This window comes from Bradyrhizobium septentrionale, assembly GCF_011516645.4.
In the GTDB taxonomy this organism is placed as follows: domain Bacteria; phylum Pseudomonadota; class Alphaproteobacteria; order Rhizobiales; family Xanthobacteraceae; genus Bradyrhizobium; species Bradyrhizobium septentrionale.
In genome coordinates, this window is sequence record NZ_CP088285.1 from 1,889,650 (window position 1) to 1,907,622 (window position 17,973).

A 17,973-nucleotide genomic window follows, 5' to 3' on the forward strand; every position below is an offset into this window, starting at 1 on the left:
ACGAGCCGCCCTATGATTAATGCCAATTCTTTCCAGCAGCGCGAGACTCTCATGCCGCTCAAGCCGTCTACGTATGGGCCAGCCGTTGAAGTGTTCTGGCGGGAGCCAACCGATTCGCTCTTGCGCAGTCTCGACACCCAACGGTGCGGTCTGCGCCAGCAACAGGCCGAGAAGCGGCTCGCCCGGATCGGCCCAAACCTCGCAGGGCCGTCGCGGACGCGATCGATCCTGCAGAAGATCGTGCATCGTTTGGTCAATCCGCTGATTGCCATCCCGAAAGGTCTCGGAGATCATGACACGCGCGCCGGTCACCGTGGCCGAAGATGCACCGTTGACGACGGTCGTCGAACTAATGGAAAAAACAACGTCAAGCGGCTGCCGGTGGTTCGCGGCGGCAAGCCTGTCGGCATGATCACCCGCAGGAACTTGCTGCGAGCGGTGGCGAGCCTTGCACGCGACGTACCTGCTCCGACCGTGAACGACGACCAGATCCGGCGGCGCATTCTGGACGAGATCGAACGGAACGCGTGGTGCCCGTTGGGACTCAGCGTCATCGTCCGGGACGGCATTGTCCACTTGAGCGGCGTGATTACCGAAAGCAGATTTCGCTAAGGCCGCGATCGTCGCGGCCGAGAACGTTCCCGGAGTCCTCGAGGTGCACGATCACCTCTGCTGGGGTGATAGCTTCTCGGGATTCTACTTGAAATCTTCCGAAGGTCAGGAACTGGAGGAGAAGCAGACCCACTGACGGCGACTTGGCGAGGAATATCTCAGGTGAAACGTCGATGGCGTGGACAATCTCCAAACCGTATGTCGCTCTGTTGACCCAGAGCAACAACATTCCGCTGCGATGCACTCGCCTTCGGACCACGCGCATTCGGAGTTTCTGGTATGACCACTGAAATGGCAAAAGCTATTTTGATGATTTTCCTGTTCGGGTCGCTTTGTAGCGCCATCCACCTGTCGGAAAGTATCGCGACGAAGCGGCTGAGAGCATTGGCGCTGCAGGTGCTACGCCGCGCTCACCCTCGCCGGGCTCAAAATCGAGATCTTCGTGCGCCTCCCCGCGGCGGGTTTGGCCCTTGCTGTTGAAGTCGCGTTTGCACTCCTTTTGGAGCTTCTTATAATCTTGGTCGGCATCGGACCGCGCCTCGCGCTCGCCCTTATCACCAGTCACATGCCGTCTGAAGCATCAAGAATCACCGAGCAAATTGATTTCGGCGCGATACCCGGCCGGAAGGGATTTTTTCGGCGACTTGTCCGCTGCTAGCACCTGCGGCGCGCCGAGTTGGCGGATTGCGGGGGTCTGACACACCCCGTAACCTGGATGCCGAGAAACTCGCAGTCCGTGATGTCTGCGGTCGCCCGGCTCGCCCCCTTTCGCCCTAGGTTTATGAGGCGTTGACGCAGATCAATTCTCAAACCATGCAGAGTGCTTTGCTACCTTAAAGGAAAGGATCGGCCATGGCGGGTACAATTCTCACCAATGCGGATGACACATTCCTGACCGGCGGGTTTCTTTTTCCGGCTACGGTCTACGCACTGGATGGTAATGACACGGTCGCCACAGACCCCAGTTCTGCCGCAATTTTCTATGGCGGTGACGGCAACGATTTTCTGACCGGCAGCCTCATGCCGGACATTCTCTATGGCGGAGAGGGCAATGATGCCCTCTCCGGAGACGTCAACAGCGACTACATCGAGGGCGGCGGAGGCAATGACGCCATCTATGGCGGGCCCTCCGTCGTATATGCGTCTCCGGGCCATTTCCTTGGCACCGATTCACTGTACGGCGGGGCCGGCAATGACGTCATTTTTACGGGTGAGGAGATTCAGGTCGTTACCCTGATCGGTACTTCAACGCAGGTCGTTACCCGCCAAACCAACGTCGTCTACGGCGGTGACGGTGACGACATCGTCTACGGGGGCAGCGCGTTCCAGGACCATATCGACGGCGGCGCCGGCAATGATTCAATCTATGGCGGAGGAGGCATTGTCCTCGGCGGCGAAGGCAACGACCTGATCGTCGGCGACGGATTGATCTATGGTGGCCTCGGCAATGACAGCCTGTACGGCGAGTCCGGAAACGACACGCTCGTTGGCGACGCCGGCATCGATCTCCTTGAAGGCGGCGGCGGCAATGACTGGCTCTATCTGGCAAGCAGCGGCGGCTCCGCCTATGGCGGCGACGGGAATGACATTGCCATCGGCTCGCAAAATATCGATGTCCTGAACATGGATGCAGGAGACGATTACGCCTACGGGTACGGCGGCAACGATTATGTCTATGCCGGCTCTGGCAACGATATCATGTTCGGCGGAGATGGCGTTGACGTTCTGATCGGGAGTGCGGGCGACGACTATTTCGACGGCGGTGCCGGGGTGAACTATTATTTCGGCGGAGACGGCGGCGGTCCGGGCACCGGCGTGGGCAACGACACATTCGTCGTCAACGATGTTCCCGGAGTGCAGGTCGTGCAGGACTGGACACCGAGCTTGGATGTCGTGCAACTGAGCGGCTCGGAATTTTCCTCCTTCACGGACGTTCTTTCGCATTCCTACCAGAACGGCGCCTACTTCGTGGTACAGGTTGATGCTGACACCAGCGTTTGGCTGAACGGCGCAACCGCCAGCACGATTTCTGCGGCGAACTTCGCGATTGCCAGCTAGTCCGAACGCCGGTAGGAACGAATTTAGACACTCAACCAGGCCCCGCCTTCTGTACTGCGGCCTCAATCGCAATAGTGTTCCCGCGACGGTGGCGCGCCGGCAATCTTCGGCTTTCCTTCGCAGACCATCTATAGATCAAACCCGTCGCCCAGACGCGGCAGCTCAACTCGCTGTCCCTCCAAATGCGCAGCGAGCGCCTGCATTGCAAGCTCTTCGCCGTGGACCAGGAACGTTGCCTCGCATCCCTCGATCGCGCGTCGCCATGCGAGCAGCTCCTGCTGGTCCGCGTGAGCTGAGAATCCGTTGATTGTGTAGATCGCGCTGCGGACCGCAATGTCTTCGCCGAACAGCCGAACGGACTTGGCCCCATCGATGATCTGCCGCGCAATCGTTCCCGAGGCGGCGTATCCGACGAACACCACCGCGGATTCGTTGCGCCAGATATTGTGCCGGAGATGATGGCGAACTCTGCCGCCGGTGCCCATCCCGGACCCGGCCATGATGACGGCACCGCCGGTTATCCTGTTGATGGCGACCGAATCGGCACTCTCGCGGACCAGGCGCAGATTTGCCGGCTGAAGTGGGTCCCGCCCTTCGCGAAACATAGAGGCGGCCTCGGAGCTGAGACATTCGGAATGCCGCTTGAATATCTCGGTCGCCGAGATCGCCATCGGCGAGTCCAGGAAGATTTGCATGGTCGGCGGCAGCCTGCTCCGCTCCACCCCTTGGTTCAGGACATAGAGGATCTCCTGGGCGCGCTCGAGCGCAAAGGTCGGGATGATGACGTTGCCGCCTCGCGCCAACGTGCTGCTGATCGCGCCGTAAAGCTCCTCGATGGAGTCTTTCAGCGACCGATGGCGCCTGTCTCCATACGTCGATTCCATGACGACAATGTCGGCACGAGCGGGAGGACTCGGGAGCCGCAGCAGCGGACGACCGGCGTTACCAAGATCACCCGAGAACAGAACCGAACGCGTGCTCCCGCGCTCGGCAGCCTCGATCAGGATGCTCGCAGAGCCCAGGATATGGCCGGCATCGAAAAAGGTCGCGCGGAGTTCCTCTGCGAGCTGTAATGGCTGTCCATATTCAGCCGTCCTTCCAAATCGATCGAAGCAATCGAGCGCATCGACGACGTTGTAGAGCGGCTGCGACGCATCCTCTTCCCCGCGCCTGCGCCGTTGGCGGGCTCTCCGCTGTGCGTCTTCCTCCTGAAGATGCGCGGTATCGACCAGCACGAGACGGGCCAGCTCGCGAGTCGCCGCAGTCGTGATCACCTCACCCCTGAAACCTCGCTTCGCGAGCAATGGAATCCTGCCGCAGTGATCCAGGTGGGCATGGGTCAGCAGAACATAGTCGATGGTTGCAGGATCGAACCCGAAGGCGGCGACGTTCTCTTCCACCAGATCGCGGTTTCCCTGAAAAAGACCGCAATCGATCAGAATGCGCTGATTCAGGCATTCGACCAGATGACAGGACCCGGTCACCGCTCGAGCGGCGCCATGAAAGGATAACTTCACGATTTGACCTCTTGACTGACCGGCTTGTCCCGTGAGGCGTCGTCTCCAACCGTAAGGAGCGGCCGGCCGGCCGCCTCGTGCCACCTCAGAATACTCTGCCAGGCCTCCTCGGCGGACTCTGCAAACCAAAACAAGTCCCTGTCTTCCGGATCGATGACACCCTCGTCAGCGAGGAAGTCCGGATCAAACGCGCGACGCCAATACGATTCGCCAACCAGAACGACCGGCACCGGCGCGATCTTTCGGGTTTGTGCCAACGACAGCACTTCGAACAGTTCGTCCATCGTGCCAAAGCCGCCCGGGAATGCCACCAGCGCCCGGGCGCGCATCAAAAGATGCAACTTGCGCATCGCAAAATAGTGGAACCTGAAGCAGAGCTCGGGCGTGACGTATGGGTTAGGGTCCTGCTCCTTCGGAAGCCTGATGTTCAGTCCGATCGACTGGGCCCCGACATCGTGCGCGCCCCTGTTGGCGGCTTCCATGATGCCGGGGCCGCCACCAGTCATGATCATGAGGCGGCCGCCGATGGCCTTTTCGCTTGCGACGCCGACAATCTGGCCGAACTCACGCGCCATCCTGTAGTACTTGCTCTTGGCCGCGATACTCCGTGCCGTCTTGAGACGGCGCTGCAAGCTGTCATCGTCGGGATTCAACGACAGCGCGTCAACTGGCGATGCGACCGACCAGCGCGCCGCCTGTGCTTCGCGGATGCGAGTGCTGCCAAAGACGACGATCGTATGAGCGACCTGATGCTCCCGGAGCAGAGTTTCGGCCTTGAGGAAATCAAGTTGGAGACGAATGCCGCGCGTGGCTTCGCTCTGCAGGAACTTTTCGTCCTGATCCGCCTCTTGATAGCTTGGCGATCGCAGGATTCCGCGCAGAGTGTCGGGCACGCGGATGTCCTTCTCGGCGCTCTCGGGCTCCTCGCCCGTGAGTGCCGCAGTCCTGTCGACACTGTGGGCCGGCTTCGGGATCGAGCTCGGACGGTTTGATCGCAGACCGCCCTCGTCAATCATACACCGCTCTGCCGTCTGCTTTGGGGGGGGTGAGCGCCGCTTGATGCTTTAGAACCTCACGAACGTCGTCGTCTTCCAACAGATCAAGAAGCCAGCGGCGATCACCGGGTTTTTCGTATCCGACATCTGCTCCGTACTTTTCTTGTTGCTCGACGACGGGCAACTTCACTTCGTCAGTCATGGCAGCGCCTCGTCAGCAGCAGTCGATGACGTTGCCTAGCATCCGCGACGGCCTGCACCCGCGCCTTGAGCAAGGTCAATTCATAGGCACCGGAGCGATAGGCATTCTCGCCCTGCTCGGCCTTTGGAACTAGAGGATGTGAGCTGACGGCGGACCGATCGCCTGCTCTCTGACATGGATCAATACGCGACAGCGGGCTGCCAATTAAAAGTCAGGAGAGACGGTCACCACTGGCTAAAGGAGCTCCCTTATGTTCAAGAATATGCTGGCTTTGATTCCGTCTGAACGGCCGGTCCAACCCGTCGTGGATGGCTCGATTTCCCTTGCCGCCGCTTGCAGCGCATATATTTCCGCGTTGGCGATTGGTTATGAGTCAACCAATATCCCGATCGCGGCAGTCGTATCTCCCACGACCCCGATGGTTTTTGAGGAAGAGCGACTTCGTGCCATGGAGCGCGCGGAGAACGCCATCAACGCGTTTGAGAGCGAGGTCACGAAGACGGGTCTTGCCTACACTTGCCGTACCATCAGCGCAATTCCCGCGAATGCCATCTCGTTCGCGGCTGCGGCCGCACGACTCCATGATCTGACCATCGTATCCCAGCCCGACTTCGAACGATCAACGTTCGATAACGATCTGTCCACGGAAATCCTATTCCAATCGGGCGGCCCCGTGCTGTTCATGCCCTACACGTTCCGGGGGCCGCTCTCGCCACGACGTATCGGAATCTGCTGGGATGGAAGCCGCCTCGCCAGCCGTGCCTTGCGGGACGCCATGCCGTTGCTCAAGAATGCAGAAGCCATCACGATCGCGACGATCGATAACTCGGCAACCATATCCGACGAGGCTAGTCCGGAGCGGCTGGTCCAGCAGCTGGCACGAACGGCCCTGTCAGCAAAAATCGTTAAGGTTTGCGCACAGCATTCAGAAATTCAGCCGACGCTTCTCTCGGTCGCGGCGGATCAGAGGCTGGACCTTCTGGTGATGGGCGGCTACGGCCATTCACGCTTCCAGGAGAGGCTCCTCGGAGGGGTCACGCGAGAAATGCTGCAATGCATGCCCCTCCCAACGCTCATGTCGCATTGATCAATGCGGTGAGTTCAAGAAGCACAAGGCGCTGCGCTAGGGGCGCCCTCGCCGCCGGCTCTTCATTGGAACACTGCCGACCGCCGAGCTGGGATATTCCGGCTGCTTGTCGCTGTTCTTGCGCTCGACCGGAAGCGCGCTCGGATCAGATCGCACGCTCCACAATTGCCTGCTTCTGCGTCAGTCGCCCTCGGATCGCGCGAGTATTCGCTCAAGCGCGATGATCAGCTGCACGCGTCCAACGATGCCAACGACCCGCGTATCCCGGAGAACAATAACTTGCGATATCTGATGCTTGTCCATTTCGACAACGATCTCGTCCACCGTCGCGCATTCATCGACGCAGACGGGCTTACGGCTCATCACAGCGTCGACGCTCAAGGCCCGGGTCCGCTCGCGGATCAGCCACCCCTCCTCTCTGCTCAGCAGCCATTCGAGCCAAAAGCCCTCTGGCCAATGCACGCCCAGTTCGCGACGGTGAAGGAAGTCGCCTTCGGAGATAACACCGACCAGCGCCCCCGAGCTCTCGAGCACAGGCAAGCCGCGCTGGCCAGTTTCCAACAATAAACGAACGGCATCGAGCAATGGCGCGCCCGGTTTGATCGTCGCGAAAGACGTGCGCATAACATCCAAAGCCAACATGGCGAACTCCTAGAGCTTCGTGTACGCGATAATGTGCCAGCATAGTTCAAAAACGGCGCGCTAGGCTGACCTGGATCAATAAGAGCCGTGCGGCTTATGTAGCCGCTGGTTTTGGCTGCAGGACCATCCGGCGAGCTGTCCGCTCCGCCAAAACTGTCCTCAGGGAGCAATCGCGAATTTTCGAAGCGCGCTCCTGAGGCGCGGCTCCGCGCATTAGAGGACTGGCCGCACGGCACTATCGTGTGCGCGACGCAAGCGCTTCCACAACGTGCTTTTCGATTTCCCCGACGGGAAGCCTGGTCAGATCCCTGGGTATCTCCGCAATGATTTGGCGTTTGACATCGGGAGCCAGTGTCGCCCGAAGCTGTGCCAGAGTACGCGGCGGAGCGACGATGACAAACGCCGTCGCCTTTCCACGCCGGACAATGTCCTCCGCGGCCCGCGCAACTCGCCTCGTAAACGGATACTCCTCGAGCTCGTGCCAGTTCGTAGGTGCGACGGCTCCCCGCTGACCAGAGACGATCCCCTTTATGAAGTGACCCGGGCGGTCCATACCTTGCAGATGCGTTGGCGGGTTCTGATGTTCGAAAACAGCCTCCGCCTTCAGGTTAGGGAGCCGATCGTCACCTTCGTTGCGAAGAAACAGCGCCTTGCGCCCGTCTCCGGCAAACACGAGCGCGTTCTTTGGAATTCCCGCCATATCGACATCCTCCGCTTCAGCGACTCCTATACTGCCTGGGAACTCCAGATCGATTGATCGGGGTCAAATCACGCATGCGCGCGATCCCGCAGAATGTAACATCTTCCCGTCTACAGAGAGCACCGATCATGCAAGCACGCGACGTCATGGTGTCACCCGTCGTCACGGTGGCCTCCGATGCAACGGTGCGGCGAGTTGCTTCCCTGCTGCTCCAGCACCGCATCAGTGCCGTTCCCGTTGTGGGCAAGGACAGCGAACTCGTCGGGATTGTCACGGAAAGCGACCTGATGCATCGGACTGAGGCGGGCACCGAGCGCCCGTATTCGTGGTGGCTGCGGCTTCTGGTCGGAGACGCGAAAATAGCGTCCGACTACGTGAAATCCCATGCTGTCAAGATCGCCGACATCATGACCCGTAAGGTCGTGACCGCCACGCCGGAGACGCCTCTGCATGAAATTGCAATGCTGCTCGAGAAGCACGGTATCAAGCGTGTCCCCATCGTCGATGAAACCGGCCAGCTCATTGGCATTGTCAGTCGAGCCAACCTGCTTCAAGCCGTCACAAGCGCCCAACCGAAGCTGGAGATATCACCTGCCGATTCTGTCATCAGGAAGAAATTGCTCGGCGAGCTTTGCGAGCAACCATGGGCACACCCTTTCAATCTGACTGCGACCGTGCAGAACGGCGTCGTCGACCTGTGGGGATATGCGCCATCCGCCGCCGAGCGCACGGCGATCCGGATTGCCGCGGAGGCTATCCCGGGCGTCGTTGCAGTGAACGATCATCTTCTGGAAACGCCTATAATGGCCTATTGATCTCGGTGGTCGGTCATTAAGCGGCCACCAAATCGGTCTGCGGATCAAACGGCCTCACCTCAAAACCCGCGATCCCGCGGAACGCCTAATTCATTCTAATGTAGAGGCGATCGATGGCATCCGAGGCCGGATCGTGACACATTTCCGCAAACGCCCGATTGATGAGGTCGAGACACTCGAGGAGTTCCGTGATGTTCTCCAAACCAGCACGGCGCTGAAGATTGAGGAGTCGGAACGTCACGACTGGCGGCTCGCCGAAGGAGATCTCGGGATGAGCGAGTCCGAAGAACACTTCGACAGCAGATGGCGCCTGTCTAATTCGATTGAGAAGGTTGGCCGCCTGAGCTTCCGTGCAAGCAACCAAGCGAGGCGACGACCCTCCGGATGCCGACCTTGGACCGAGAACCGCCGATATCTGCTGCTCGAACCAGCGGTGAACGGGAGCCGGGATGTTCTGAATTTTCTGAGCGTCAAGCAGTATGCTGGTCATCGTTGATCCTCCACTTTCCATATGACCACTAGCGACTTTACTCACAGCGCCCTTGACCAGGATCAATGTTGCGCGTGGCGGCCTTCGCGCGCGCAGGGTGCTGCTCATCTATTGCAGCAGATTGCGTCGCCGCGGCCGAGCCACGCCGGGCATAGCGGCCCCGAGCGCTTTCGCCGCCGCTACTTCTGCTGAATTCGGTTCAGATAATCGATCACGGCGAGGATGCGCGTTCGCACGACGACTTCCCGCAAATCTCGCGAAGGATCGAGCGCATCGTAGGCCGGATCGAGAATGTGAGGGACATTCATGATGAGGTTGAATCGCTCTCCCCAAATGGGCATTTCACGCGTGCCGCGAGCGGGAATTTTCCTGCGTCCATCTATGGTTTCGTAAACCGCGCTAGTCGGAAAGACACCGTTGTTGCTCCTGGCCAAGGTCGTCAAATCGGCAGGTGGCATCTTCAGTAGCTCGCTGACCGGTCCTTTGCCCTTTCCGTCCGCCCCATGGCAGCTCGCGCACGACGCCTGGAATTCGGCCTTGCCGACATCGCCGTCTTCAGCGTGAGCAGCCGTAGCGAAAACAGCGGTCAGACCGAGAACCATCGGCAACTTCAGGCAATGGGTCATCATATCGCCCTCTGGCTTTCGGATGGATTCTATTTAGCGGTCTTGGGTTTCCGTCAGCTTGACGCAGGTCAATGGACCGTATTTCTGCAGCTTGCGGCAGCCGGCCGGTCGATGCCTCGGCTGCATGATCACGGATGCTCAGCCTGCAACTCCTCGACAATCCGTCCGGCAGGAGGCGTCTTACTATCTTTCCTAAATTAGTAAGGTAGAATGTCGCATGATGCGAGGCTAGGGAAAAGGAAATGTCGCGCGGTGCGAGGCCAGGGGAACGACGCGGCGGCCGCGGCAAAGGAAGCTTAAACAAAGCGACGATCGAGCGCGCCTTGGTCGCCGAGCGCATCGTAAACGAAGCGACCTTGAACGGGAGAAGGCTCGCGAAGGAGGTGCTGCAGGATTTCGTTGAACTCTTTACGGGGCTAGCGGCAGCACATCAACCAACCGGCACATCGCCCGGAGAACTGACGCTTTGGAAAGCTGATGGTCGCGAGCCATATTTCGAAAAGTACGCCAGGCTGGCGGTCGCGACCGCGAAGGATCTCGCGCAGTATCAATCACCGAAGCTCGCCGCGGTTCAAGTGGTGGCCCCGGCACCAAACGCCGACCCAGTGCGCAAGAGATTTTCCGTGTCGATCTTTGACCATTCAGGGCGTCCGCTGCCTAAAGCGATCGAGGTCACGAAGTTGGCAACCGCTAAGCTCAGGCATTCGCCTCATGATGAATAGCGGAAGAACCACTGAAGCATGGGCTCTCGGCGCTTCAGCCCGCGATGGGCAGCGAGTGAAAAGCGTTCTAGTAGTTGGTAGTTCTGCTGGTATTTGGCAGAGCGGTTGAGTCCGAAGTCATTTGAGATCAAGCTTTTATCCGATCATTGGGGCGCCGACCCGCGGCAACGAAGTGGAATAATCTGGCCGAAATGGCGCCTAAGCTATCTCAGCCCCATGGACCGACGAATAAGAGTCATCGGCGGGTCACCTAGCCTTGGAACTCGTCAGCTCAGCTGGCGCGCCTGAGATACAGTCGGAGGAGAGGGCGCCCCCTTAAACGATATAGAGGAGCTCAGCAGACCCGTATTTCCGCTCCGGCGGCATACAAACAGCATGCCCGATTAATGGGTAATTTTGTTACCGGTTTGGTCCATCCGAAGCTCATCGAGGAAACTAAGTTTCCTTGATGGCGCCCCGCTACCCTTCGAATTCCCGTCGTCCATCACACCCCAGATTTCGAAGGCAAATCATGCTCTTTATCTTGTTCGGTTGGCCCATATCAGCCCAACGAGCGCATCAATTCTGCCGCGGCCTGGAGATCCGCTGTCTCAAACCCTTCGGTGAAGCGGCCGTAGACCGGCTGAAGCGTCTCCTTCGCTTCCTTACGACGTCTGCGATCGGCCAGCAGTGCCGCAAGATCGGTTGCCGTGCGGAGCTCAAAAGAACCAGAGCCCTGCATGCGCGCAAGCTTGAGCGCTTCTCGGAAGCAGCGCTCCGCTTCGTCATGAATTGATTGCGTCGAGCGAAGGAGCGCGCCCTTTATACGTAGTAACTCCGGCATCTGGAACAACTCGCCACTTCCTTCCACCCGAACTATCGTCTCATTGACGATATTCAGGCCGGTTTCCGCCTGACCGAGTGCAAGAAGACCCAAGGCAAGCTCCATGTTGAACTCGGTCGTGAGAAGCTCGTGCCGCGCCGCGTGAATGGGCTTAAGGCCGGCTCGCAAATCATCGACGCCTTGCCTTACATTGCCACGACGGATTGTAAGCTCGGCCTTGCGGCACCGACTGATTGCCATCAGAGGACCCATGGCATTTGCTTCGGCCAGCGAATAGGAGCGATCGATGTAGCGCTGCGCGGAGTCGAGGTCGCCGCGCCAGAGCGAAACAGTTGTAGCGCCGGCCAGCACCAACGCCAGAGCAGCCGAATGACCCGTGGCTTCAGATACCTCGATCGCTTGCTTGATGCGAGCAGACGCCTGGTCCGGGTAGCCTTGCAGCCACAGCGTCCGCGCCAGGGCGACGATCGATCGGTAATGTGGATCGTAGCCGAGGAGCACCGAGCTCTGCTGCGAATTCAGAATAATTTCAGTCACAGCTTCGAGCTCGCCACGCGAACCACCGAGATCTCCCGAAAACTGCAACGCCATTCCGCGAGCGGAGTGAGCCAGCGCCCTGATCGCAAGATCGTCCGACCGCTCGGCGAGACCGCGGCAGCGCTCGGCGTATTCAAGTAAAATCCTGAAATGCCCGCTTCGACCATGGAAGATGTACTGCATGTTGAGCAGCCCGGCCTCGTAGACCATGTCCCCGGTCGATTCAGCAATGGCTAGGCTTCTGTTCAGGGCGTCATTGACAGCATCGCTCTCGCCGTACATCTGGGACGACCAGACGCCCAAGCCCGCCTGAAGGCGCATTTCGTCCGGACTTCCGACGGTCTCGGCATCGAGTGCAATGAGCGCACGTTGAGACCAGCGGTGACACTCCGCAAGCAGGGACATTGCCAGAAAGACTTCGACTGCAGCAGCGGCGAGCCGGATGCCAAGCCTGGCATTGCCGTGTTCGCCAAAGCACCATTCGAGCGCCGCCCGCACATTGTTCATTTTCGCGAAATGGTACGTCCGTTCCTGCCCGCTTGACAGCGTCGACCAGTTGCGCCCCCATTGCCGAAGCCATCCGACGCAATAGGTCGCGTGCCTTACGGCAAGATCAAAGGCTTCGGTTTCGTCGATCTGGATGTCGAGAGCGTAGGCGCGCGTGGTATCCAGGAGACGATAGCTCATCACCGTTCCGACAGGGCGCGTTGCGACCATCGATTTGGCGATGAGGCTGTCGATCGTGTTCAGGATATCGTTCCGGCTGACATCGTGTCCACAGACGGCAGTTACGGCATCGAGCGTGAAGTGTCCAACGAACACGGCTAACCGGCGTAGAGCGGTACGCTCGATTTCGGACAGAAGGTTGTAGCTCCAATCCATCGTGGCATGCAAAGTCCGCTGGCGTGGCGGCGCGCTTCTCGGCCCAAGCCACGAAAGCGCAAGTCTCTGGTCCAGCAGTTCGGCGGTCCCATGGACGCCGTAGGTCGCCATCTAGACCACCTCAATACTAGCGGCCGCGATTAGAGCGAGGTAGTATTGGTGAAGGTTTTGAGCTGTGACATTGCGCCGGCTCCCATTTGGAATGAGAATGAAAGCCCCTTCTTTGGCGAGTTCGTAAAAGCGACTGTGACCTACGCTCGCGATCTGACACGCTGTCTTGATGTCGACCAGCGGCCCAAGTTTGTGTGCGCGCACAAATTCTTCGTAAGAAAGCTGATCCAAGATTACCTCCGTCTCGATCCGCAGAAGTGCGGTTCAATCCGCGAGGTCTAAATCAGTAATCGAGAACTCGTCGTCCCCTGCTGCGCTAATTCGCGACGATCTCGGAATTAATTCATTTGGACAACCATCTGATTATTTTCTCATTTTTGATTGAGGATTAGTTCATTGTATAATTTTCTAAGCCATCTGGAGGCAGGAACATCGCCGCTCATTCGGCTCTTCACCCCCTCGAGAAAGGTGGCAACCGTCCAATTCGGACGGTCAGAGCGCGGATGCCCACGCTGTTTTATTAGTTCGTTCATGATGCGCTTTATTTCATCTCGATCGAACTGTCGTCGCCGGCCTGCCTTGGAAGGTCCTGTTTTTTGCGTTGCTGCACTGGTTCCGCTTATGGTTGACGGCGAAACTCCAAGTTCGTACACACGGTGCCCGTCTTCAGTCAGCGCATCGTCGAGCTCGAGATCTTCATCAAGGTACGACTCACGATTGATCGGCTTAATTTTCATGCGCCGGAGAAGTCGATAGTCCAAGGGTTCTCGCGGGGAATTCAAGCCTCCCAGATGACAGGTGACCACCGCAATCCCCTCCTGCAGTGCTCGCTGGAAGCTCATCTTCATTTTTCTGATTAGCGCGTTACAAAAAGTATTAATTTCCTCGTGACCACTCTTCAGAAAACTAGCTACCTGTCGGTCTGTAAGTTTTTCTAGGAATCGATCAGGAGGCGCAAGCAAGCCGCCCCAAACTTTTGGCACAAAATCCTCTTGGTCGTGGTAGCCCCGTTCGCAGAGGTAGAAGAGCCCGCCGATTCCGTCGACTGCCACTTCACAACAATCAAATTCGATCAAAGCCATCCGATCTGCATAACCTTTATCGTGGACACGGGCTTCAATACGCAAATTCCTAGCCGTCTCTTTGATCAGCGCTTTGAACTCTCGGAACCAATCTCCCTTTGACAAAAACCTTGGCGCAAAGAGGAAGGGGCCACGATGCAGAGGGAATGGACCCGGCCCGAGCGAATTGTGAGGTTTCGTCTTCTTCACGATAGCGGGCCCGCAATATTCGCTGTGGTCCCGTCCACAGCGTGAAGGCGTCCCTTGTCACGCAATTCGTCTAAGAAATCTGCCCACCAGTTCATCATTTGAACGCGGACGGCCCAGAGCTCTGCATGATTGTAGGCTGCTCGCGTCTCATTCTCTTCTTGATGTGCGAGTTGCCGTTCGATGGCATCAACATGCCATCGAGCACTCTCGTTAAGGAGTGTGGATGCGGTCGACCGGAAGCCATGCGCGGTCATCTGCGTTTTGTCGTAACCAAGTCGGCGCAACGCGGCATTCAACGTCCCGTCAGAAATTGGGCGGTGCCAAGAACGAATTTGCGGGAAGAGATACTTTGAGCTGCCCGTTAGTTCGCGTAGGTCTGATATTAGAGCGATAGCTTGGCGCGCTAGCGGCACACGATGCGGCCGAGGCAGCTTCATTTTCTCGGCGGGAATGTTCCACACTGCATTGGGCAGGTCGAACTCCGACCATTCAGCGTATCGTAGCTCGCCTGGACGAACGAACGTAAGCGAGATGAGCTTAAGTGCCATTCTGGTCGTCATCTGACCGTCGAGTTCATCGATAGCTCTCAGGAGCGCCCCGACAGCTTTCGGGTCTGTAATTGCTGCCCGATGTTGCACCCTGGGTGACACGAGGGCTCCAGCCAAGTCGATAGAGGGATCTCGTTCTGCCCTTCCAGTGGCGATCGCATATTTGAATACGCGGCCGGCAAGACTTCGAGCGCGCCGAGCTGTGTCATGGCGGCCACGACGTTCAATCTTGCGCAGAGCGTCGAGCAGCTCCGGCGCCTTAATTTCAGCTATTGGCCTGTCACCCAGATCGGCGACGATGAAATCCAACAGCCACTTCTTCTTATGAAGAGTTTTTGTATCATCGCCCTCAAGCTTGAATTTCTCCAAGAGCTCGGCACTTACGATGCTGAAGGTGTTTGAGCGGGCAAGCTTATAAGCCTTCTCGCGAAGTTTAGTCGTGCGACAAGTCGTGTCCGATATTGGCAAGCTAATTCTCCCCAATCTACCAACAGCTCGGCTTCACAAGTACCAACGTCGATACCAACAAAGCTCGCGCTTTGACGCGGACGTCCGCGGATAACTGCGGACAAAAACGCTAGATTATTGAAGGGATTATAGTTGATCTACGGAGAGAGATGGAAGGCCGCGGAAGCGGTCATGGTGCCCAGGGGCGGGATCGAACCACCGACACTGCGATTTTCAGGCTCATTTTTCACCAATAGATTCAGTGTGATGGAGAATCTTTAGCTGTCTAATCCGCCCACGAGGATCAATGAGTTATCCCAGATTCGTCTAACCTTGTCCGGTCATCTCGGTCCCGCCACCTAAACCAGCCACCCCCGTTCGTCGAAGGCAGAAAGATCAGTCCCGGGTGGGGCATACCATCCCCCTGATCCGTAGCGGGCACCGAGCTTCAGAGCGATTTCCTTGTTGCCATATGGAATCCGCAGCGGCGTCCTGCTTGAGTTTGCTGACACGGGAGCCGTCGAATAGGCATCGGCGTCAACGTTTTGCTTTCGAGACCTCTTCAGCGGCGCAGCCTGGGATGCAACCGACCCTGCCGCTCTGTTGAAGGTCTTGCGACTGGGCTTGCGGCGTTTTTTGCCTCGATTCATTTCAATCCATGCGGACATCGCGACCGAGTTGGACCTCGCATCATCGGGGATAATGAGACCTTTCCCCTGCGCCAGCTTCTTGGCGTACAACAATTGTGCAGGACTTACCGGTTTGGGGTCGAGCTTACCGGCCGTTTCGCCGTCTGACCTTTTAGACGCGTGTTCGCTAAGGAATTTGCGGCAGATCGATATCGACGTCTTATAGCCGAGCGGTGGTTTGATGCCCTTTTGCCAGACGAGGCTGTCAGCAAAGCGTTTCATCGCAGGCGTCGGTGGATACGTTCCTGTGCCATTGTCCCCTGCACTGCCAAGCAAGGGAGGTCCCACCGCGGTAGCCCCCTCCTTCAGCTTGCTGATAATGCGCTCGGCGACATCGCATACGGCGTCAATCGCGCCGACCATCTCCTGTTTGCCTACAACGACGTCGTCGAGCAGGCATTCAAGTTGCGCGGTCACACCAGGATCGACTAGCGCCGGATCGGCTTGTTTGAGAACGCCGAACAACGACAGACCAGTCTCGGTCGGCACGATATTCTTCCCCTGGGGAGTCAGAAAACCCTGCTTCTTCAGACCTCCGATAATCTCGGCCCGGGTTGCAGGCGTACCGATACCCTTTGCTTCCTTCAAGCGATCTCGCAGAACCTCGTTGTCAACAAAACGCCATGCATTCTGCATCGCCTCGATTAGAGTGCCTTCGTTGTAGCGCGGCGGCGGTCGGGTCTCCTTGTTCTCGATTTTTGGATCTTGCAGTTGCGCCATCTCGCCGTCGCGCAGCGGCGGCAGCATCTGCGCCTCATCGCCCTTTTCGTCGGCGGGTTGCCACTCCGGGAATGCTGCTCGCCAGCCGAGATCAATGGGCTGACGACCGGCTGCGCGGAATTCGAAGCCGCGCACATCGAGCGTTGCGGTTGTCTGCCGGTAACGGAAGTCGGGCATCAGGGCGGCCAGGTATGCCCTTGCGATAACGTCAAAGAGTTTCTTCTCGTCAGACGATAGGCGAGGCCAGACCTCCGGCAGCTTGTCGATGGTGTTGACGTTGGGAATGACGGCATGATGGCTCGCACCCTCCAGCCCCTTGTCGTAGAAGGTGCCGCTCGCGCCTCTACGAATCACCGGCGGATCGGGTACAGGGATCGCTCCGAACGATTGGCCCACTCGCAGTCCGGCGATGATACGCGGCACATCCGATATCAAGCTCTGCGGCAGGTAGCGCACTTCGGCACGAGGATAGGTGATGATCTTCTTGCCTTGGCCGTCATACAGCTCCTGCGCCACTTCGAGCGTTTTGCTGGCCGACCAGCCGAAGCGCGAGCCGCAGAGTTTCTGCAGCGAAGGCAAATCATGCAGCTTGGGTGGCCCTTGCCGCTTATCCTCGACGCGCACGGTAAGCGCGCCCTCGAAACCTTCAGCCGCTTTGACTACGTCCTGGGCGATCTCGCGCTTAACAATTCGGTCCTGCGGCGCGTGCCGCATCTGGAATTGCCCGCCCGCAACTTTCGCGGTGGCGACAATCTCAAAATAGGCCAGCGGCACGAAGTTTCGGATTTCCAATTCACGCTTGCATACAATGGCTAATGTCGGCGTCTTCACACGACCAACTCCAATCACTCTTCGCGCGCCTTGTCCAAGGATGACGGTTGCGGTGCGAGTGAGCGACAGGTTGTAAATCTGATCGGCCTGTCGGCGCGCAACCGCGGCGGCGTATAGGCGAGAGTATTCGGTATTGGGTTTTGCGCGACCGAATGCGTCGCGGATGGTCTGCGAATCCTGCGCGGTGAACAGCACTCGCATCACCTGGCCGCGATAATCGTAATGCTCAAGAATTTCCTGACCGATCAGCTGACCCTCGCGGTCGCAATCGGTTGCAAGCCAAACGCGCTTGGCAGTGCGCAACGCCTCGCGAATGGCCTTGAGCTTGGCCGCTTTGTTACCGCCCTCTGCCGGGCAGGTACCGTAAAGACCTTCAGGCCGTAAAAGTATCGGCGACCATCGCTTCCAGGCCGGAACAACATCCTCCGGTTCGAGGAGATCGAACAAATGGCCCTCAGCTGGAAGAACATCACCGTAGCGAGAACCAATTGCGGCGCGGACGTCTTTGGCCTGGCTGGTTTTCTCCGTGATGACGATCTGATCTGCCATGACGGCCTAATTGGGAGGGTGCATTTAACGCCTGGAACATACCATGAACACACAGAAGAGCAAGCTACAATTAATCCAACTCCTGATAGTGCCCTGCTT

General features: G+C 58.2%; 16 protein-coding genes and 2 pseudogenes. 6 read left to right on the top strand and 12 right to left on the bottom strand.

What is annotated here, in order from left to right; translation table 11 throughout:
* Positions 1–51: 51 nt before the first annotated feature.
* The 3 genes and pseudogenes from HAP48_RS10880 to HAP48_RS10890 all read left to right on the top strand — a co-directional run.
* Positions 52–261: pseudogene (locus HAP48_RS10880) on the top strand (cation-transporting P-type ATPase); the annotation flags it as partial.
* 13 nt (positions 262–274) lie between these two features.
* Positions 275–748 (top strand): annotated as a pseudogene (locus HAP48_RS10885) (CBS domain-containing protein); the annotation flags it as partial.
* 716 nt (positions 749–1,464) lie between these two features.
* Positions 1,465–2,670 carry a calcium-binding protein gene (locus HAP48_RS10890; protein WP_166213780.1) on the top strand — a complete coding sequence of 402 codons (1,206 nt, stop codon included), beginning with the start codon at positions 1,465–1,467 and terminating at the stop codon, positions 2,668–2,670.
* 128 nt (positions 2,671–2,798) lie between these two features.
* Here HAP48_RS10890 and HAP48_RS10895 read toward each other — a convergent pair whose 3' ends face one another.
* Genes HAP48_RS10895 through HAP48_RS10905 form a run of 3 tightly spaced genes read right to left on the bottom strand, consistent with a single transcriptional unit; the run spans position 2,799 to position 5,384 of the window.
* Complete coding sequence (locus tag HAP48_RS10895) at positions 2,799–4,187, bottom strand: MBL fold metallo-hydrolase RNA specificity domain-containing protein (protein WP_166213779.1); 1,389 nt, start codon at positions 4,185–4,187, stop codon at positions 2,799–2,801.
* Complete coding sequence (locus HAP48_RS10900; RefSeq protein WP_166213778.1) at positions 4,184–5,203, bottom strand: LOG family protein; 1,020 nt, start codon at positions 5,201–5,203, stop codon at positions 4,184–4,186. Before HAP48_RS10900 ends, HAP48_RS10895 begins: the two co-directional genes overlap by 4 nt.
* Complete coding sequence (locus HAP48_RS10905; RefSeq protein WP_166213777.1) at positions 5,196–5,384, bottom strand: hypothetical protein; 189 nt, start codon at positions 5,382–5,384, stop codon at positions 5,196–5,198. Before HAP48_RS10905 ends, HAP48_RS10900 begins: the two co-directional genes overlap by 8 nt.
* A gap of 250 nt (positions 5,385–5,634) precedes the next feature.
* On the opposite strand from HAP48_RS10905, the gene HAP48_RS10910 reads away from it, so the two are divergent.
* Complete coding sequence (locus tag HAP48_RS10910; protein ID WP_166213776.1) at positions 5,635–6,471, top strand: universal stress protein; 837 nt, start codon at positions 5,635–5,637, stop codon at positions 6,469–6,471.
* A 180-nt stretch (positions 6,472–6,651) separates the two neighbouring features.
* Here the strand turns inward: HAP48_RS10910 and HAP48_RS10915 are convergent, their stop codons facing one another.
* A complete protein-coding gene (locus tag HAP48_RS10915; RefSeq protein WP_166213775.1) occupies positions 6,652–7,113 on the bottom strand; it encodes a CBS domain-containing protein in 462 nt (153 codons plus the stop codon).
* A 235-nt stretch (positions 7,114–7,348) separates the two neighbouring features.
* Positions 7,349–7,813: a host attachment protein gene (locus HAP48_RS10920; RefSeq protein WP_166213774.1), complete on the bottom strand. Its 465-nt coding sequence runs from the start codon at positions 7,811–7,813 to the stop codon at positions 7,349–7,351.
* Between the two features lie 128 nt (positions 7,814–7,941).
* Between HAP48_RS10920 and HAP48_RS10925 the strand changes: the two genes are divergently transcribed.
* Positions 7,942–8,628 carry a CBS domain-containing protein gene (locus HAP48_RS10925; protein WP_224497012.1) on the top strand — a complete coding sequence of 229 codons (687 nt, stop codon included), beginning with the start codon at positions 7,942–7,944 and terminating at the stop codon, positions 8,626–8,628.
* A gap of 85 nt (positions 8,629–8,713) precedes the next feature.
* Here HAP48_RS10925 and HAP48_RS10930 read toward each other — a convergent pair whose 3' ends face one another.
* Both HAP48_RS10930 and HAP48_RS10935 read right to left on the bottom strand, forming a co-directional pair.
* Positions 8,714–9,118 (bottom strand): hypothetical protein, encoded by a 405-nt coding sequence (locus HAP48_RS10930; RefSeq protein WP_224497013.1) that lies wholly within the window; start codon positions 9,116–9,118, stop codon positions 8,714–8,716.
* 179 nt (positions 9,119–9,297) lie between these two features.
* Entirely contained in the window at positions 9,298–9,747 is a 450-nt protein-coding gene (locus HAP48_RS10935; protein ID WP_166213773.1) for a c-type cytochrome, read from the bottom strand.
* A gap of 239 nt (positions 9,748–9,986) precedes the next feature.
* Here HAP48_RS10935 and HAP48_RS10940 point away from each other — a divergent pair, with 239 nt between their 5' ends.
* Positions 9,987–10,466 carry a hypothetical protein gene (locus HAP48_RS10940; RefSeq protein WP_166213772.1) on the top strand — a complete coding sequence of 160 codons (480 nt, stop codon included), beginning with the start codon at positions 9,987–9,989 and terminating at the stop codon, positions 10,464–10,466.
* A gap of 541 nt (positions 10,467–11,007) precedes the next feature.
* Here the strand turns inward: HAP48_RS10940 and HAP48_RS10945 are convergent.
* The 5 genes from HAP48_RS10945 to HAP48_RS10965 all read right to left on the bottom strand — a co-directional run bounded on the left by HAP48_RS10945 (position 11,008) and on the right by HAP48_RS10965 (position 17,874).
* The gene (locus HAP48_RS10945; RefSeq protein WP_166213771.1) at positions 11,008–12,708 is read right to left on the bottom strand and encodes an ATP-binding protein; all 1,701 of its coding nucleotides are present in this window, start codon (positions 12,706–12,708) and stop codon (positions 11,008–11,010) included.
* A 111-nt stretch (positions 12,709–12,819) separates the two neighbouring features.
* The gene (locus HAP48_RS10950) at positions 12,820–13,050 is read right to left on the bottom strand and encodes a hypothetical protein (RefSeq protein WP_166213770.1); all 231 of its coding nucleotides are present in this window, start codon (positions 13,048–13,050) and stop codon (positions 12,820–12,822) included.
* A gap of 140 nt (positions 13,051–13,190) precedes the next feature.
* On the bottom strand, positions 13,191–14,090 hold the full coding sequence (locus HAP48_RS10955) for a hypothetical protein (protein ID WP_166213769.1): 900 nt from the start codon (positions 14,088–14,090) through the stop codon (positions 13,191–13,193).
* The gene (locus HAP48_RS10960) at positions 14,087–15,106 is read right to left on the bottom strand and encodes a tyrosine-type recombinase/integrase (RefSeq protein ID WP_234622358.1); all 1,020 of its coding nucleotides are present in this window, start codon (positions 15,104–15,106) and stop codon (positions 14,087–14,089) included. Before HAP48_RS10960 ends, HAP48_RS10955 begins: the two co-directional genes overlap by 4 nt.
* Positions 15,107–15,444: 338 nt before the next feature.
* A complete protein-coding gene (locus HAP48_RS10965) occupies positions 15,445–17,874 on the bottom strand; it encodes a type IA DNA topoisomerase (protein ID WP_166213767.1) in 2,430 nt (809 codons plus the stop codon).
* Positions 17,875–17,973 lie beyond the last annotated feature (99 nt).

What these genes read in the sequence shown, in the direction of transcription:
- HAP48_RS10965 (WP_166213767.1), bottom strand. Translation starts at nt 17,874, where the DNA reads ATGGCAGATCAGATCGTCATCACGGAGAAAACCAGCCAGGCCAAAGAC.
- HAP48_RS10925 (WP_224497012.1), top strand. Translation starts at nt 7,942, where the DNA reads ATGCAAGCACGCGACGTCATGGTGTCACCCGTCGTCACGGTGGCCTCC.
- HAP48_RS10900 (WP_166213778.1), bottom strand. Translation starts at nt 5,203, where the DNA reads ATGATTGACGAGGGCGGTCTGCGATCAAACCGTCCGAGCTCGATCCCG.
- HAP48_RS10910 (WP_166213776.1), top strand. Translation starts at nt 5,635, where the DNA reads ATGTTCAAGAATATGCTGGCTTTGATTCCGTCTGAACGGCCGGTCCAA.
- HAP48_RS10945 (WP_166213771.1), bottom strand. Translation starts at nt 12,708, where the DNA reads ATGGATTGGAGCTACAACCTTCTGTCCGAAATCGAGCGTACCGCTCTA.
- HAP48_RS10940 (WP_166213772.1), top strand. Translation starts at nt 9,987, where the DNA reads ATGTCGCGCGGTGCGAGGCCAGGGGAACGACGCGGCGGCCGCGGCAAA.
- HAP48_RS10935 (WP_166213773.1), bottom strand. Translation starts at nt 9,747, where the DNA reads ATGATGACCCATTGCCTGAAGTTGCCGATGGTTCTCGGTCTGACCGCT.
- HAP48_RS10905 (WP_166213777.1), bottom strand. Translation starts at nt 5,384, where the DNA reads ATGACTGACGAAGTGAAGTTGCCCGTCGTCGAGCAACAAGAAAAGTAC.
- HAP48_RS10930 (WP_224497013.1), bottom strand. Translation starts at nt 9,118, where the DNA reads ATGACCAGCATACTGCTTGACGCTCAGAAAATTCAGAACATCCCGGCT.
- HAP48_RS10890 (WP_166213780.1), top strand. Translation starts at nt 1,465, where the DNA reads ATGGCGGGTACAATTCTCACCAATGCGGATGACACATTCCTGACCGGC.
- HAP48_RS10920 (WP_166213774.1), bottom strand. Translation starts at nt 7,813, where the DNA reads ATGGCGGGAATTCCAAAGAACGCGCTCGTGTTTGCCGGAGACGGGCGC.
- HAP48_RS10915 (WP_166213775.1), bottom strand. Translation starts at nt 7,113, where the DNA reads ATGTTGGCTTTGGATGTTATGCGCACGTCTTTCGCGACGATCAAACCG.